Annotated in this window: 19 protein-coding genes; 3 read left to right on the forward strand and 16 right to left on the reverse strand. The window is 37.1% G+C overall.

Going from position 1 to position 17,052, the window contains the following annotated elements; all coding sequences use genetic code 11:
• Positions 1-46 precede the first annotated feature (46 nt).
• From HT586_RS10985 to HT586_RS11040, 12 genes are all read right to left on the reverse strand, one after another.
• Positions 47-472, reverse strand: a complete 426-nt coding sequence (locus HT586_RS10985; protein WP_203545800.1) for a low molecular weight protein arginine phosphatase — start codon at positions 470-472, stop codon at positions 47-49.
• A gap of 8 nt (positions 473-480) precedes the next feature.
• The gene (locus tag HT586_RS10990) at positions 481-1,485 is read right to left on the reverse strand and encodes an L-threonylcarbamoyladenylate synthase (protein ID WP_203545801.1); all 1,005 of its coding nucleotides are present in this window, start codon (positions 1,483-1,485) and stop codon (positions 481-483) included.
• Positions 1,486-1,572: 87 nt separating this feature from the next.
• Positions 1,573-2,415 (reverse strand): peptide chain release factor N(5)-glutamine methyltransferase, encoded by an 843-nt coding sequence (gene prmC / locus HT586_RS10995; protein ID WP_203545802.1) that lies wholly within the window; start codon positions 2,413-2,415, stop codon positions 1,573-1,575.
• The gene (gene prfA, locus HT586_RS11000) at positions 2,402-3,478 is read right to left on the reverse strand and encodes a peptide chain release factor 1 (RefSeq protein WP_096078004.1); all 1,077 of its coding nucleotides are present in this window, start codon (positions 3,476-3,478) and stop codon (positions 2,402-2,404) included. The genes prmC and prfA overlap by 14 nt, the downstream gene beginning before the upstream one ends.
• Positions 3,479-3,521: 43 nt before the next feature.
• On the reverse strand, positions 3,522-4,097 hold the full coding sequence (locus HT586_RS11005; protein WP_096078003.1) for a thymidine kinase: 576 nt from the start codon (positions 4,095-4,097) through the stop codon (positions 3,522-3,524).
• A gap of 137 nt (positions 4,098-4,234) precedes the next feature.
• On the reverse strand, positions 4,235-4,489 hold the full coding sequence (locus HT586_RS11010; RefSeq protein ID WP_096078002.1) for a type B 50S ribosomal protein L31: 255 nt from the start codon (positions 4,487-4,489) through the stop codon (positions 4,235-4,237).
• A 116-nt stretch (positions 4,490-4,605) separates the two neighbouring features.
• Entirely contained in the window at positions 4,606-5,922 is a 1,317-nt protein-coding gene (gene rho / locus HT586_RS11015) for a transcription termination factor Rho (RefSeq protein WP_096078001.1), read from the reverse strand.
• A 165-nt stretch (positions 5,923-6,087) separates the two neighbouring features.
• Entirely contained in the window at positions 6,088-7,065 is a 978-nt protein-coding gene (gene glpX / locus HT586_RS11020) for a class II fructose-bisphosphatase (protein ID WP_203545803.1), read from the reverse strand.
• Between the two features lie 149 nt (positions 7,066-7,214).
• A complete protein-coding gene (locus HT586_RS11025; protein WP_096077999.1) occupies positions 7,215-7,544 on the reverse strand; it encodes a winged helix-turn-helix transcriptional regulator in 330 nt (109 codons plus the stop codon).
• 119 nt (positions 7,545-7,663) lie between these two features.
• On the reverse strand, positions 7,664-8,923 hold the full coding sequence (gene murA / locus HT586_RS11030; RefSeq protein WP_096077998.1) for a UDP-N-acetylglucosamine 1-carboxyvinyltransferase: 1,260 nt from the start codon (positions 8,921-8,923) through the stop codon (positions 7,664-7,666).
• A gap of 186 nt (positions 8,924-9,109) precedes the next feature.
• A complete protein-coding gene (gene fdaB / locus HT586_RS11035) occupies positions 9,110-9,967 on the reverse strand; it encodes a class IIb fructose-bisphosphate aldolase FdaB (RefSeq protein WP_096077997.1) in 858 nt (285 codons plus the stop codon).
• A 91-nt stretch (positions 9,968-10,058) separates the two neighbouring features.
• Complete coding sequence (locus HT586_RS11040) at positions 10,059-10,406, reverse strand: response regulator (RefSeq protein WP_096077996.1); 348 nt, start codon at positions 10,404-10,406, stop codon at positions 10,059-10,061.
• Between the two features lie 65 nt (positions 10,407-10,471).
• On the opposite strand from HT586_RS11040, the gene HT586_RS11045 reads away from it, so the two are divergent.
• Positions 10,472-10,966 (forward strand): DUF2529 family protein, encoded by a 495-nt coding sequence (locus HT586_RS11045; RefSeq protein ID WP_096077995.1) that lies wholly within the window; start codon positions 10,472-10,474, stop codon positions 10,964-10,966.
• A gap of 186 nt (positions 10,967-11,152) precedes the next feature.
• Here the strand turns inward: HT586_RS11045 and HT586_RS11050 are convergent, their stop codons facing one another.
• The 4 genes from HT586_RS11050 to HT586_RS11065 form a co-directional block, all read right to left on the reverse strand.
• Complete coding sequence (locus HT586_RS11050; protein ID WP_203545804.1) at positions 11,153-12,046, reverse strand: nuclease-related domain-containing protein; 894 nt, start codon at positions 12,044-12,046, stop codon at positions 11,153-11,155.
• 115 nt (positions 12,047-12,161) lie between these two features.
• Positions 12,162-13,760 (reverse strand): CTP synthase, encoded by a 1,599-nt coding sequence (gene pyrG / locus HT586_RS11055; RefSeq protein WP_096077993.1) that lies wholly within the window; start codon positions 13,758-13,760, stop codon positions 12,162-12,164.
• Positions 13,761-13,896: 136 nt separating this feature from the next.
• Positions 13,897-14,424: a DNA-directed RNA polymerase subunit delta gene (gene rpoE, locus HT586_RS11060; protein ID WP_203545805.1), complete on the reverse strand. Its 528-nt coding sequence runs from the start codon at positions 14,422-14,424 to the stop codon at positions 13,897-13,899.
• Positions 14,425-14,499: 75 nt separating this feature from the next.
• Entirely contained in the window at positions 14,500-15,315 is an 816-nt protein-coding gene (locus HT586_RS11065; RefSeq protein ID WP_096077991.1) for a GNAT family N-acetyltransferase, read from the reverse strand.
• Between the two features lie 157 nt (positions 15,316-15,472).
• On the opposite strand from HT586_RS11065, the gene coaW reads away from it, so the two are divergent.
• Together coaW and HT586_RS11075 are read left to right on the forward strand one after the other, a co-directional pair.
• Positions 15,473-16,285 carry a type II pantothenate kinase gene (gene coaW, locus HT586_RS11070; RefSeq protein ID WP_203545806.1) on the forward strand — a complete coding sequence of 271 codons (813 nt, stop codon included), beginning with the start codon at positions 15,473-15,475 and terminating at the stop codon, positions 16,283-16,285.
• Entirely contained in the window at positions 16,275-16,892 is a 618-nt protein-coding gene (locus tag HT586_RS11075) for a pentapeptide repeat-containing protein (protein ID WP_133354141.1), read from the forward strand. Before coaW ends, HT586_RS11075 begins: the two co-directional genes overlap by 11 nt.
• Positions 16,893-17,052 lie beyond the last annotated feature (160 nt).

Below are 17,052 nucleotides of genomic sequence, written 5' to 3' on the forward strand. Positions count from 1 at the left end.
TGAGTTAAAACATTTCCGGAAAATGATTCGTTATTTTTTGAATTGTCTATTTTTCATCAATTTTTGTTAATAATTTCGTGATATTTTCCTGTAACTGTTCGTAAGTCTGTTGATATATTTCATAATCTCCACCATATGGATCCTGGATGTCCTGACTTACACCATCCACATATTCAATTAACGTATATACATTGCTTGCTGGATACATCGAACGAATCGTATCACGGTGATTTGCTGTCATCGTTAAGATTAAATCTTTTTCACTATCCACGCGATCAAAGCCAGCACTTAGTGAAGCAACCGGCAAATGATTCGTTTCAATAATTTGTTGTGTATGGCGTGAAGCGGGCATACCATCCATCGCAAAAATACCTCTCGATGAAAATGAATGTTTATTTGACATTGATCTTGCGATACTTTCTGCTAGCGGACTACGGCACGTATTTCCTGTACAAACAAAAACGATATCCATCTTTCTCCCTACTTTCCTGAAGTTGCTTTATTGATGCGATTCATTAATGCATCGCTCCCATCAATATGGGAATAGTCAGCGATATAGAGCTTTGTAATTTCTTTCTGCTGATCCATCTCGCGTAATGCACTATATAAATTATGCATGGCACCTTCAATATCTTCAAATGTCTCGCTTAAAGCATATGTCACATTGTCATTAAAACGTGATAACTCATTACGTGGTGCTATCAGCGCTTCATTTGAGGCAAGCTGTAATTGCGTTATATCAGACACAAGTACCATAGGACTGTCGGGTGCATAATGACGATATTTCATACCAGGTGCTATCGGCTGTTCTGTATTATAGTGTGCTGTTGTAATGCATCCTGGAATGATGCGCTCTAAATTATCTTTTGTAATCGCACCTGGACGTGCAATTTTATATGGATAAGATGTACAATCCAAAACCGTGCTTTCAATACCTACATCTACCTGAAATCCTTCGACAATGCCATAAATCTTTCCATCCATATCAAACTTCACATGATCTGCAGTTGTTGGAGACGGCTTTCCACTCGTATTTGCAGAAGGTGCAGCAAGCGGTAGATAAACTAATTTCAGTATTTGGCGTGCAATTTTATCACTTGGCATTCGTACTGCTACTGAATTAAGTCCAGCGGTAACTGCAGATGCTAGCACGTCTTTTTGAAGCGGTAAAATAAATGAAATTGGTCCTGGCCAGAACGCATCCATCAATTGATGTACTTTATCATCCGGAATACATGCAAATTCTTCAATTTGTGTTTTTTCATAAATGTGAACGATAAGTGGATTATCCTGCGGACGTCCTTTCGCTTTAAAAATTTTATCCACAGCCGTACTGCTCAATGCATTAGCAGCTAATCCGTAAACTGTTTCGGTAGGAATTGCAATGATTTCATCTTGTTTAAACCCTGTAATGATTTCCTGTACTTGTGGATATCTTGATAAGTCATCCACATTGTTACGCACATTCCAAATTTTTGTCTGCATGCTGAATCCCCTCTCTTTACTCATATTTTAAAACAAAATAAAAAGTTATGCACAAATTGTGGATAACTCCTGTAATTTGTGCATAACTTATTCACACCATTCAAACCAGACAATGCGATTCAAACCGTTAATATCCTGAACGACTTGTGGCGTAATGTGTGGATAAAGTTTCAAGACATATTCTGAGATAGCCGCGCCTTGTGCATGTCCAATTTCAAATGCGACAAGGGCATCTGGATTTAATATATCCGGCATACGCTCGATCATACGTTTATACAATGCCAAACCATCATCTTCTGCAAATAAAGCGATATGGGGATCATGCAATGCACTTTCATTCATTAACTCTAGTTCACTTTGTGCAATATACGGCGGGTTACTTACTAAACAGTCTACCCTAATTCCACGATTAATTAACGGTTCGAGTAAATCGCCTTCTAAAAAGGTGACCTCTGCGTTAAGTGCTGCTGCATTATTACGTGCAGTATTGAGCGCATCACTAGAAATGTCTACGGCATAAGCTTTAGTTCCCTGTAACTCTAAGGCAAGAGATATTGCGATAGCGCCACTACCTGTACCGATATCAGCGAAAGATTGATGATTGCTCCATTTTTCAATGACAAGAGATACAAGCTCTTCCGTTTCATTGCGTGGCACAAGTACATCTTTTGTCACCATAAACTTGCGGTCATAGAACATTTGAAACCCGGTAATATGTGCAAGCGGTATATGATGTGCTAACTGTTCGATACCTGTTAGATAACGCGTTCGTTCTTCTTCAGTCAGTTGTTTATTATCCATCATTATATCCATTTGTGATAGCTCAAACAGATCCATCATTAAATATCTCGCACCGATTACTGGTTCCTCATTTTGTGATAAAACCGCTTCACCTTGTTTAATCAGCTGCTGGACGTTATAGTACGCCATCATTTAATGCTTCTAATTTAGACGTTTGTTCTGCGATTGTTAACGCATCGATGATTTCGCTTAATTTACCTTCTACAATCTGATCCAGCTTTTGAATCGTTAAACCGATACGGTGATCCGTTACACGGTTTTGAGGATAATTGTATGTTCTAATACGTTCAGAACGGTCACCAGTACCTACTGCTGATTTACGTTGTTCAGAATACTTCGCCTGTTCTTCCTGTAATTTCGCATCAAATACACGCGTTTTAAGTAATTTTAATGCTTTTTCACGGTTTTTAATTTGAGATTTTTCTGAAGACGTTGCCACAATCCCAGTCGGAATATGCGTAATACGTACTGCTGAGTCAGTTGTGTTAACGTGCTGACCACCAGAACCAGATGAACGATACGTCTCAATACGTAAATCTTCCTGACGGATTTCAATTTCCACATCTTCTACTTCTGGTAATACCGCTACTGTTGCTGTAGACGTATGAATACGTCCACCACTTTCAGTCGTTGGGATACGCTGTACACGGTGGGCACCATTTTCGAATTTCAATTTACTGTATGCACCTTTTCCGATAATTGTGAAACTAATTTCTTTAAATCCACCATGGTCCGCTTCATTCGTTTCCATAACTTCAATCTTCCACCCTTGTTCTTCTGAGAATCTTGAATACATACGGAATAAGTCTCCAGCAAAGATATTCGCTTCATCTCCACCAGCTGCTCCACGAATCTCCATCACTACGTTCTTATCATCCATAGGATCTTTTGGAATTAATAATAGTTTCATCTTTTCTTCTAATACTGGAATTTGCGGTTTTAATTCATTAATTTCTTCTTTAATCATTTCCTGCTCATCAGCATCACTTGCGTCACCCATCATTTCTAATGCTTCTTCAAGTTGTTGCTTCACTTCTTTATACGCTCTAAATGCTTCAACTGTTTCCTGAAGATCAGCCTGTTCTTTTGAGTATTCTCTTAATTTATCGGTATCACTTACGATATCCGGATCACTTAATAATTCATTTAATTGTTCATAACGTTGTTCTACGATTTCTAACTGATCAAACATATATATTTACTCCTTTTTAAGTTTATTTAATGTGTTTCATATTTTATTTCGGAACGATATGATGCTCACGACATCTCGGTTCATAACTTTCTTTTGCACCAACTAAAATAATCGGATCATCAAAGCGCGCCGGCTCACCGTTAATAAGGCGTTGTGTTCTTGAACTCGGGGCACCACATACACTGCACACTGCCTGCAACTTTGTAACATGTTCAGCAACTGCCATGATTTCAGGTACGGGTTCAAAAGGTACACCTCTGAAGTCCATATCTAAACCAGCAGTAATAACACGATATCCTTCTTCAGCAAGCTGTGTTGCTACACCGACGATATCATTATCAAAAAACTGAATTTCATCTATTGCAATAATATCATGGTCTTCCTGCACATGTTCCATTATTTCAGAAGAATGCGAGACATTAACTGCTTCAACTTTGTTGCCATTATGAGAGACGACTTCTAAATCGCTATATCTGTCGTCGATGGATGGTTTAAAGACGATGACACGCTGCTTCGCAAAAAGTCCGCGACGCACACGACGAATCAATTCTTCACTTTTCCCGCTAAACATACTACCCGTAATACACTCTATCCAACCCGAATGATACTGCTCATACATCTTGAATGCCACCTTTTTAAGTCATAATCGCTTTATTATATCATAATTTAACCCTATATTACATTGTGATTTAAAACTCATCTTCAACATTAAAAAAACTCCTACACCAAAAGGTATAAGAGTTTAAAGCTTCAGTATTAGTTATTTGACTTAAGACCGAATTTTTTGTTGAAACGTTCAACACGTCCATCCGCAGATGCGAATTTTTGACGGCCTGTGTAGAATGGGTGAGAGTCAGAAGAAATATCCAAACGGATTACTGGGTACTCGTTTCCATCTTCCCAAGTCATTGTTTCTTTTGATTTACGTGTAGATCCACTTAAGAATTTGAAGTCTGTAGTAGAATCTAAAAAGATTACTTTTTGATAATCTGGGTGAATTCCTGGTTTCATAATTGTTTTCAGCTCCTTTGCCCTGAACCATCTGGAACAGAGTTATTTCGTGAAATATTTTCACGTCAATACTTACATATTATATACGTCTCACTATAAAAAAGCAAGGTTAAATTTTAAATGATCGGTTTACCTGATTTCGCACTTTCGACCATGCGCTCACCGAGTTGTTTAAAGAAATCTTCGTTTGATTCACTTTGTTTTAGTCGGCGTAAGAAACGTTCCGTAAAGTCATTGCTATCCGTAAATAAATTTCTCAGCTGCCAAACCATCTCTAATTCTTTCTTATCAAGTAATAATTCCTCTTTACGTGTTGAACTTCTGCGGATATCAATAGCCGGATAAACACGTTTTTCAGCAAGCTTTCTATCTAACGTAAGCTCCATGTTTCCTGTCCCTTTGAACTCTTCATAGATCATATCATCCATACGTGAACCTGTTTCAACAAGTGCCGTAGATAGAATCGTCAAACTTCCACCTGCTTCAATGTTACGCGCCGCTCCGAAAAATGCTTTCGGACGATGCAGACTGGCAGGATCTAATCCACCTGATAATGTACGACCACTCGGCGGTACCACTAAGTTATAGGCACGTGCTAGTCGCGTAATTGAATCCATTAAGATAATGACGTCTTCACCAATCTCAACAAGACGTTTCGCACGCTCTAATAACAGTTCAGCCACTTTTACGTGATGTTCTGGTGGTTCATCAAATGTTGAATGTACTACTTCTGCTGCTTCTACCGAACGCTCTAGATCCGTTACCTCTTCAGGACGTTCACCGACAAGTAAGATAAACAATTTCGCTTCCGGATGATTAACACAGATTGCATTTGCGATTTCTTTCAGTAATGATGTTTTCCCTGCTTTAGGAGGTGCTACAATCATACCACGTTGCCCAAATCCAATTGGTGTCACTAAATCCATTATACGCGTTGAATATGCTGTCTTCGTTGTTTCAAGACGAATTCTTGTATCCGGATATAGTGGGGTTAACGCCTGGAAGTGAGGACGCTTCTTAACCTCTTCAGCATTTTGATCATTGACGAAGTCTACTTGCAATAATCCGTAATATTTCTCATTTTCTTTTGGTTTACGAACTTTGCCGGTAACTTTGTCCCCTTTTTTAATCTCAAAACGACGAATCTGACTGGCAGAGATATAAATATCTTTCTCACCTTTTGAATAGTTAACCGTTCTTAAAAAACCGTATCCATCAGGCTGTATATCATCTAATATACCTTCCATATAGTAGTTGCCGTCTTTCTCCATCTGTTTTTCCATGATGGCCAGCACTAACTCTTTTTTATTCAATTTACTATAATTAACAAGACCTAGTTCTTTCGCTTTTGCTGTTAATGCCTTTGTTGTATGATTTTTGTATAATTCGTGAAAAGACTCATACTGAGGGCTTGTTCTCACTTTTTCTACCATTTCTACACCCATTTCTATATTAATTTATCAATAAATCTATATGCATTCGTTTTGGAAAATTCAAAAAGAAAATAGAAGAAGTTTCAAGAGGAGTATCATTAGATAGTTTAGCATGTTTTGATAAAAAGAAAAAGCTCGAGCGTCTGCTCAAGCTTGTAATTATGATTAAATTGTATCTTCCTGATTGATTACTAAACCTGGTTTCTTCTCTAAACTATGGCGACCTTGTACGAAACGTACTGTGCCAGATTTTGCGCGCATAACTAATGAATGTGTTTCAGCATATCCGCCTTTAAACTGAACACCTTTCATTAATTCACCGTCAGTAACTGCTGTAGCAGCAAAGATTGCGTCGTCACCTTTTACCATATCATCCAATTGTAATACAGTGTTCGGTTCGATTCCCATCTTGCGGCAACGCTCTTCTTGTTCTACATCTTCCGGTAAAAGAATACCCTGGAAGTCGCCACCTAAAGCTTTAATACCCACAGCAGCAATAACGCCTTCAGGTGCACCACCTGAACCGAATAAAATATCAACACCAGTAAAATCAAACGCTGTATTAATCGCACCAGCAACGTCTCCGTGTTCGATTAACTTAATACGCGCACCCGCTTCACGAATTTCTTTAATAATGCCTGCATGACGCTCACGATTTAAAAGCGTAGCTGTAACATCAGAAATATCTTTACCTTTCGCTTTAGCAACTGCCTGTAAATTTTCTGTTACTGACTTAGAAATATCCACTACACCTACACAGTCAGGACCAACTGCAATTTTCTCCATATACATATCCGGTGCATGAAGTAATGTTCCTCTATCACCAACAGCTAGTACTGTTATTGCATTCCATGAACCTTCAGCAACAAGCGTTGTTCCTTCTAAAGGATCAACTGCGATATCAATTTGAGGACCTTCTTTAGTCCCTAGTTCTTCACCGATATATAACATTGGCGCTTCATCCATTTCACCTTCACCAATAACTACAACACCGTCCATCGGAATTGTATCAAATACTTCGCGCATTGCCGTCGTTGCTGCGTCGTCCGCTTCGTTCTTTAAACCTTTACCTACCCAACGCGCACTTTTAAGCGCCGCCGCTTCTGTAACTCTGACTAATTCCATTGACAAACTACGTTCCATAAACATTCTCCTCTGCATTAGATATGTAACATCGTTAATAGTATAACACATTCCAACATTATGCGTACCATTAGTTGTAAAATGATACTTATTTTTTAAAGACAAAATAAAAAGCTTACCTACTGACTATTCAGCAAGTAAGCTTCCTATTATGCTTGTTTTTCGTCTAGTTCTAAGTGCTCTTGTGCCCATGTTTCAATCGGATGCATCGCTTCAGATAAGGCATAACCTTTATCCGTTAATACATATTTAATTGAAAGAGGGGTTGTAGAAACGACTTTCTTTTCGACAAGGCCCCATTCAGCTAATTCACTCAATTTCAAACTTAATGCACGTGGGGTAATTGATTTTAAGTCACGTTTCATATCAGAAAAATGTGCAGAGCGATCATCTGAACGCGATAAATAGTTTATAAGTAGGCCATTCCAACTGCGACCAAGAATCTTAAACGTCTCTTCTAAATACGGACATACTTCCATATGACTCACCTCTTTATATTACTATTGTACACCGATATAAAAAATATATCAAATATATTTTTTATATATTTGTTGCTGCTTAAGAAAAAAAACGGCATTTGGCCGTTTTAGGAAATTCATTATTGTATCTCTTCTCTCCAGATATCTGCACCAAGTGCCTTTAGCTTCTCAACAATACCGCTGTATCCACGGTCGATATGTTTAACATTATAAACCGTCGTAATACCTTCAGCAGCAAGACCTGCGATAACTAAACAAGCACCTGCACGCAAATCACTAGCAGCAACTTCTGCACCTGATAGTTGAGATGGTTTAATAATTGCAGTACCACCAGACTCAGTGATATCACCGTTCATACGTGATAATTCATCAACATGTTTGAATCGGGCTGGATAGATAGTATCCGTTATCGTACTTTGACCCTCTGCCATAAACAATAATGGTGTAAAAGGTTGTTGTAAATCAGTCGCAAATCCAGGATAAACATTTGTCGTAATCGTTACTGGATTATATTTTTCCGGTTTAGAAATTAAAGCTTTATCTTCACCGATTTGAACATCAACGCCCATTTCAATCAATTTAGCAGTTAATGGTTCCATATGTAGTGGGATAATATTTTCAATTAATACTTCCTCACCCATCATTGCAGCGGCACACATATATGTACCAGCTTCAATTCTATCAGGAATAATTGTGTGTGAAGTACCATGAAGTGATTCAACACCTTCAATTTTTAAAGTATCCGTACCGGCACCACGAATTTTCGCACCCATGTTGTTTAATAGCGTTGCTACATCAACGATTTCAGGTTCTTTAGCAGCATTTTCAATGACTGTTTTACCTTTAGCCATCGAAGCAGCAAGCATAATATTGATTGTTGCACCAACAGACACGACATCAAGAAAGATTTTCGCACCTTTCAGCTCTTTAGCTTCAAGATACATACCACCTGCTTCATTCGTAACAGTAGCACCTAATGCTTCGAAACCTTTAATGTGCTGGTCAATAGGACGTGGTCCTAAAGGACATCCGCCAGGTAATCCAATCACACATTTCTTAAATTTTCCAAGCATTGCACCCATCATATAATATGAAGCACGTAATGATTGAACTTTATGATTAGGAAGTGGCATGTTAACAGCATTAGAAGGATCTACTGTTAAACGATCGCCATCTAAAGTTGTCGTTATGTTCAAATCTTCTAATAAGCTCATTAAAGTCACAACGTCTGAAATTTCTGGTAGCCCTTCTAATGTAACAGGATTACTTGCCATTAAGGTTGCCGGAATTAAAGCAACTGCACTATTTTTAGCACCACTGATTTGAACTGAGCCTTTAAGAGGATTGCCTCCTCTTATTTTAATTACTTCTTCTGACATAATTGTACTCCTTTAACTTTTATCACACATATTTATCTTATTATTGTTGATTATTTTTATTATAAACTAATTCATTTTAGTAATGCAAAACAAAAAGTATGAAGTCAAATATAATTCAAAGGGTAAAATTAGTCAAGAAAAAAGACTGATATGCCATGCATATCAGTCTAAAGTATGAAATAAAATTTAAGCTTTGTTAGAAGTACCAAATTCTTTAATTTTACCGATAACAGTTGCTTTAATCGCTTCACGTGCTGGTCCTAAATATTTACGTGGATCATATACGTTAGCATCATTGTTTAATGTATCACGAACAGCTTTCGCTGAAGCGATTTGGTTTTCAGTGTTTACGTTGATTTTAGCAGTACCTAAAGAAATTGAACGTTCGATATCTTTAGTTGGAATACCCGTACCACCGTGTAATACTAATGGTAAACCTGTTGCTTTACCGATTTCTTCCATTTCTTTAAAACCTAAGTTTGGTTCACCTTTGTAAGGACCATGTACTGAACCTAATGCAGGCGCTAAGCAGTCAATACCAGTTTTCTCAACTAATTCCTGACATTCTTTAGCATCAGCGTAAACAACACCGTCAGATACTACATCATCTTCTTGTCCACCAACGCGACCTAATTCAGCTTCAACTGAAACACCTTTAGCGTGTGCATATTCAACTACTTTACTTGTGATTTCAACGTTCTCTTCGAATGAATGATGTGAAGCATCAATCATAACAGAAGTAAATCCAGCATCAATCGCAGCTTTACAGTTTTCAAAACTTGAACCGTGGTCTAAATGGATTGCTACAGGAACTGTAATTTCCATATCTTTCATTAAACCTTCAACCATTTTTACTACTGTGTAAAAACCACCCATATATTTAGCTGCACCTTCAGAAACACCTAAAATAACTGGCGCGTTTTCTTCTTGTGAAGCACCTAAGATTGCTTGAGTGAATTCAAGGTTGTTAAGGTTGTATTGACCAACAGCATAACCACCTTCTTTTGCTTTGATTAACATTTCTTTCATAGAAACTAATGGCATGGATAAAATCCTCCTTGTTTGTGCTTAAGCACTATTTTTATAAGGTAAGTATAGCACTTCGTTATCTTATTTGCATGCACTAAGGGTCGTTTTATGAAAACTTTTCAGCGATTTTCACAACTTCGTCAATTGTAAACGGCTTCATTAACACACCTGTTGCGCCAGTCTGCTTAATTGATTGAATCTCTTCATCTGTCTGAAAAGCGGAAACAAGATAAACAGGAACATCCGAGAATTTTCTCAGCTGTTCTAACGTTTCGTCACCCGACATGACCGGCATTTTACGATCCAGAAAAATGAGGTCGTAATAATTCTCCTTTAACATCTCTAATCCTATTTTTCCGTTTTCCGCAATTTCAGTATCATAGCCTTTCAATTTAAATATTTCCTGAAAAAGAAGTCGGATATTAGGTTCATCATCAATTACTAATATTTTCATTTCATGTTTTCTCCTATTCATTTATGGTATGATATGTGTTAAGAATTTTAGAAAGAAGGTTTACCATGCTTAAAATATTTAATACGCAACTTAATGGTATCTTTAAAAAAATAGATATGCAAGAAGCTGAGCTGGATATAGCGGGCAGATTACTTGCACAAGCCGTTGTCGGAGAAGGTAAAATATACATTAAAGGATTTGGCGACTTAAAGTTTTTCGAGGAATTTGCTGCAAATAGTAAAGAAAGTTTATTCGATGCTGCAGTCTACATTTCTGATGCGTTAGTTGATGGAACAGATCGTATTCTTGTAATGAGCGATGCCTATGATGAAAGTACTGCTGAGTTTGTCGATAGTCTGGAAGCACGAGATATCGACTACGTATTAGTATGTAATAAGCACGAAGATATTCGATCGATGAATTTTATCGATTTAAGTACACCACGTGCGCTGGTCCCTACTGAAGATTTCAGTCGTATTATTACGCCGCATATGATGGCGATGAATTACATCTACTATGCAATCTATAGTGTGATGCATGAGATGCTGGTGGAGGAATAGGAAAAGAGTGATGAAACAAGTCTGATATATTGCGTATATCAGACTTGTTTTCTTGATATACGCGATTTCGATTTGCTCTTGTCCGATATATCACTTATATCGGACTTGTTTTCTTGATATCCACGATTTCAACGTGCATCTTGTCCGATATATCACTTATATCAGACTTGTTGCTCTTACACATTACTATTGAAACCAATAAACTCTACCTTTATTCTTTCCTTTAAACATACAGCTATTTAAAAGAGCTCTTTGGACTGTCTTAATTTCACAGTTACTCCATTCAGCTATTTCTTTAATTTGAAATGGTTCATTTTTAAGGATCGAAACTTGTCTAGCTGCTTCTGTAATATAATCTAGTTTGCCTAGTCGTCTACCACAACGACAAGCCACATATTTTTTTCTACTTGCTACCTCCACATACCCAAATCGCTTACACTTTGGACAACGATAACCTTTCTTCATCTGCGTATAATCGTAATAAGCAAATCGGTGATTATCTACCACGTCCGCTGATATCAATGCTTTAGCTAAACGATAGTCTTCATCAGTCGGCGGTCCAAGCTTTTTAAGATAATCTATAATACCAGGTATTTGGCCGGCAAACTTCACATATTGATCACCATTGAAGTTCCTCAAAACAAAATTTTCATTCACAAAGATGATGCGACTTACATGTTCGTATTGAAATCCATTACGCATTAAAAATTGTGGCAAAATAAGGTCTGCACGTTTCAACTGTGATATTATCGTTTGATCAACTCTACCGCGATTGTTCTTAAATATTCCATCTATATAAGTGTATTCTCCTGAATAATTTTTTGTATCAAAGTGAAAAATTTTACCATCCCCGATAATCAAAAAATCAAACTGAGCTTTACTAGATTCTTTCAACGTAATATCCCAAAGCTTCAATCCCCCTTCGACAGCTTGCAGTTGTTCATAAAAATAGTTTTCCCCGGCAAATCCAATTTGATATGCAAATAAAGCTGTACGATCATCTTTTGTCAGGTTACACCTTCCATCAACGTTCATCAAATAACTTATCTTATTATCAGGTTCATGAAGTTTTAGAAACATATTACACCTCCTCCCCAATTAATTTACAACAACACAAAGCCGTTTTCAATAGTTAACTTTTGTTAACTCATCACAAACAAAAAAGGCCATCCAAAAGGATGACCTTTAAAAAATCTTATTTATTAATTGCTGCCTCTACAAATCCACGGAATAAACTTTGTGGTTTCATTGGACGTGATAAGAATTCCGGATGGAACTGACATGCCACAAACCATTTATGATCAGGGATTTCAACGATTTCCACTAAGCGACCATCTGGTGAAAGTCCTGAGAATACTAATCCTTTTTCTTCTAAACGTTCACGATACTCGTTGTTAAATTCATAACGATGACGGTGACGTTCATCAACATGGCCAGTACCATATGCTTCAAATGCTTTCGTACCTTCCTGAACTTCACATGGATATAAACCTAAACGTAATGTTCCGCCTAAATCTACAACATCTTTCTGATCAGGTAATAAAGCGATAACTGGATACGGTGTATTTGGATCTAACTCTGCTGAGTGTGCACCTTTCAATCCAACAACGTTACGTGCAAATTCAACTGTTGCAAGTTGCATACCTAAACAGATACCGAAGAATGGAATATCATTTTCACGCGCATATTGCGTCGCTAAAATCTTACCTTCGATACCACGTTCACCGAAGCCGCCAGGTACTAATATACCGTCAGCATCCTGAAGACGTTCTTTATAGTTTGTTACATCTAAATGTTCTGAATTGATCCAGTCGATTTCAATATCTTTACCAAATGCATAACCTGCATGTTTTAATGCTTCTGCAACTGAAAGATACGCATCCTGTAATGCAACATATTTACCTACTAATGCAATTTTCACTTTTCCTTCTAAGTTACGTACAGTATCTAACAATTGATTCCATTCAGTTAGATCAGCTTCACCACTTGCTTCTAGCCCTAAACGTTCAATCACAAGGTCATCCATGTCTTGAGCTTGTAATGCAACCGGGATTTGGTAAAGTGTATCCGCATCGCGACATTCAATGACTGATTTCTTATCGATATCACAGAATAACGCAATTTTATCGCGTAAGTCTTCTGTCATTTCATATTCAGTTCGCACGACGATCATATCTGGTTGAATACCTAATCCACGTAATTCTTTCACAGAGTGTTGTGTCGGCTTCGTTTTCATTTCACCCGCAGCTTTAATATACGGTAATAATGTACAGTGAATGTACATTACATTCTCACGACCTAGGTCGCTTTTAATTTGACGAATTGATTCAATAAAAGGAAGTGATTCGATATCTCCTGTCGTACCACCAATTTCAGTAATAACGACATCAGCTTTCGTTGATTCACCAGCTAAAAGTAAACGTGATTTAATTTCATTAGTAATGTGTGGAATAACCTGAACTGTCCCACCTAAATAATCACCACGACGCTCTTTCTTCAATACATGAGAATAAACACGACCTGCTGTAACATTAGAATATTGATTTAAATTAATATCGATGAAACGTTCATAGTGCCCTAAATCTAAGTCTGTTTCTGCGCCATCATCAGTTACGAATACCTCACCGTGCTGGTATGGACTCATCGTACCTGGATCTACGTTTAAATATGGATCAAACTTTTGAATTGTTACATTTAAACCACGATTTTTTAATAATCTTCCTAAACTTGCTGCAGTAATCCCTTTACCTAAAGAAGATACTACTCCACCTGTTACAAATATAAATTTTGTCATGATTTACCTCCTAAAAAAATAAAAAAGCACTCCGTTTGCAAAAGCAAAGGGAGCGCATAAGTTTATACGTTCGTCCTAATTAAAGGAGCCCAAGTAAAATAATAATCATTTTTGAGCAAAATGTCAACTAAGATTATTATTCTTCTTCGTCTTCTTCCTCTTCATCTTCGAATTGATCGTCTTCGTCATCGAATTCATCGGCTTCAACTACTAAACCTGCTTCTTCTAATTCATCTTCGACTTCTTCATCTTCAGCGTCAACGTTTTCTTCGTCATCTTCACTAACAACAATGTCTAATTCATCTTCGACTTCACCTTCACCAAGTAAAGCGATCTTAGGTGCATCTTCATCGTCTTCATCAAGTACGTCAAATTTTTGTACAGTCGGCGCGATTTTTTCTTCGATATCATCTACTGAATACCAGTCGCGAAGACCCCACATATATTCACCAGTTGATAAGAAACGACCATCTGTATTTAAATCTGTGTAGAATTGAACAACGCGTGTTTCAATTTCTTCACTTGAATACTCACCTATAGATTGGAATTCATCGATTAAATCATAGAGGTTAACTTCTTTACCTTTTTCAGTTAAATAAATATAAGCTAAATCGATAAAAGAGTTTTCATCTATCATTTCTTTTGTATATTCAGAGATTTTCATTTTCTTCGTCCTTTCAAACTATGCTAGTTTAAGTTCACACTACATCATATCAAGAAAACGACCTCTAACGCAAGATTAATAACGAATTAATTTCGTTAAATGATGAGGATGTTCAGCATCCATCGGTACAAAATTATTATTTAAGTATACATCTCTTAAATTTTCCGGAACCTCTACTTCTATCCTGATGACATCTTTAAAATGTTTACGGACAAAAGTCGCAATCTGACGCAATACATTTTCATGGATAACATCCACATCTTCAGTAATATCCATCGCTTTCAATGTAGCGATATCTCCATCAACTTCTAAATCGACAGTTCCTACTTCTTTTTCATCTTTCAGCAATTTAATATTGTCGCCATCTTGAACCAATCTTAATTTAGAAACATAGTTTGCGTCTAAGTCTAAATAATAAAGACGTTCCTTGCCGATTGGCCCATTAGGATTTGTCGCTAAATGCATAAAGCCAGCACGCTCATATAAATTCCACGCGCCCTGATTCTCAGCATCGACAACTAGGAAAAGATGATCAAAGTTCGGGAATACACTCTGCGCAAACTCAGGAATATTCATCATAATCTCAGTACCATAGCCTTGCCCTTGCAACTTATTATTGATTGATAAGCTACGCACGTAAACAGCGTTTACTGGTGTGTCATATCCTTCATGCTGATAATGTTGATGTAGTACAAAGAACCCGACAACCTGCTCATCATGATTAAGCACAACACACGGTCTGCGGTTCGGGTCAAATAAACCTTCATCTAAAACTTCTAAAGGTAATGATGAATATATCTCTTGTCTATCTGTTAATTCAAACGCTTCTAATTGAGGTCTATATTCCTCTTTATATTGAACAATCTTAATTTGAGATCCTATAAATTCCATAATGTTGCCTCCGTCTTGGATTAATATAATTATTTATCTCGTTATATACCCTTTTTCCTAAAAAATTATCACAAAATTTAAACATCACTCGGAAACAATACAAACGAAAGGCAATATAGTATAATAACTACATTAAAAAGTTGAATGAGGTATTTATATGAAAATTGGTATAGACGCGGGCGGTACATTAATAAAAATCGCCATTTTAGAAAATGGCAAATTCACATTCAGAAAACAACTGAGCACCGAACTCGAAGAGGTAGCTGAATGGTTAAAGACTTTACCAGACGCACAAGTAGCTTTAACGGGTGGTAAGGCAACTTATCTTCAAAGTTTAATCCCGCAAAATGCATTTCAATCAATTGAGTTCGATGCAACATTCCGTGGCATACAGTCATTTCTTACAGCAATGAATCTTGATATTTCAAAGTTTGTATTTAGTAACGTCGGAACGGGTACTTCGATTCACTTTGTAGATGGTGATACACAAATTCGTGCGGGTGGAACAGGTGCAGGTGGTGGTATGATGATGGGATTATCCTACTTACTGACTGGAAAAGTAAATTTCGATGATATTGTGACAACCGCAAAAGAAGGAAACCGTGACATCATCGACCTTAAAGTAAAACATATCTATAAAGGAGATAAAACACCGATACCAGGTGAATTAACTGCAGCCAATTTCGGTAATGTCCTTCATAACAAAGATACTAAAAACTTTACCGATGCCGATAAAATTGCTTCTGTATTCGGTGTCGTCGGTGAAACAGTAACAACAGTATCCATTCATGCTGCACGTGAATTCGGTGCCGAATATGTTGTCTACATCGGTTCAAGTTTCTTAAATAATACGTTATTACGCGATATTGTTATGAACTACACAATTCTCCGTAACTTTAAGCCTTACTTCATCGAAAACGGTGAATATTCAGGTGCGGTTGGTACATTGAGATTAATGGATGAAAATTAAGTCACCTCAACACAAGACAATCGAGAGCATCCACGACAAAACAATTACTTTAACGCGTGATGATTACGGAATGCACTATTCAAACTGTACTATCCTCTTTGATAGTGACTTGCGCGAAATCGATGATATTATTTTTATAAAATGTACATTCACAAGTGACATATACAATATACATCTCACTGATGTAACAATAGACAGCTGTATGATGCAGAACATGACATTTGAAGATGTAAGCTTTCGTCGTGTATATATAAAAGATACGCTAATGACCGGATTTACATTAAATAATGTACATCTTAAAGACGTACATTTCTATCAAACAAAGATGAATCTATTTAATATTGCTGATAGCATATTTGATCATGTTCACTTTGACACTATTGATGGTCATGACGGTTATTTGTATCATATCGAAACCAAAAAATGGGCGATTACCCAATCACAACTTAACGGTCTAAGTATTGTTGAGACATCTCTTAATACAATTGACTTATCAGAAAGTGATATTGACGGTATATCAGTACAAGCCAACGATTTGAAAGGCTGTTCCGTAAACAGCATTCAAAGTACAGCGCTTATTCAACTCTTTGGCATAAAAGTAAAATAGAACGCTGCGTTACTCGTGTAAGTAACGCAGCGTTCTGCTTTGCAGACGACCTTATTTCTTCCCGATTAATTTTACTAAACTAAACAAAAACGGAATTAAAGTCGCACTAATAATTGTCGTTGCTACCGCAATGCCTGTTGCATTATTTTTCTTACTCAAA

This window comes from Macrococcoides bohemicum (genome assembly GCF_016865215.1).
Classification (GTDB): domain Bacteria; phylum Bacillota; class Bacilli; order Staphylococcales; family Staphylococcaceae; genus Macrococcoides; species Macrococcoides bohemicum.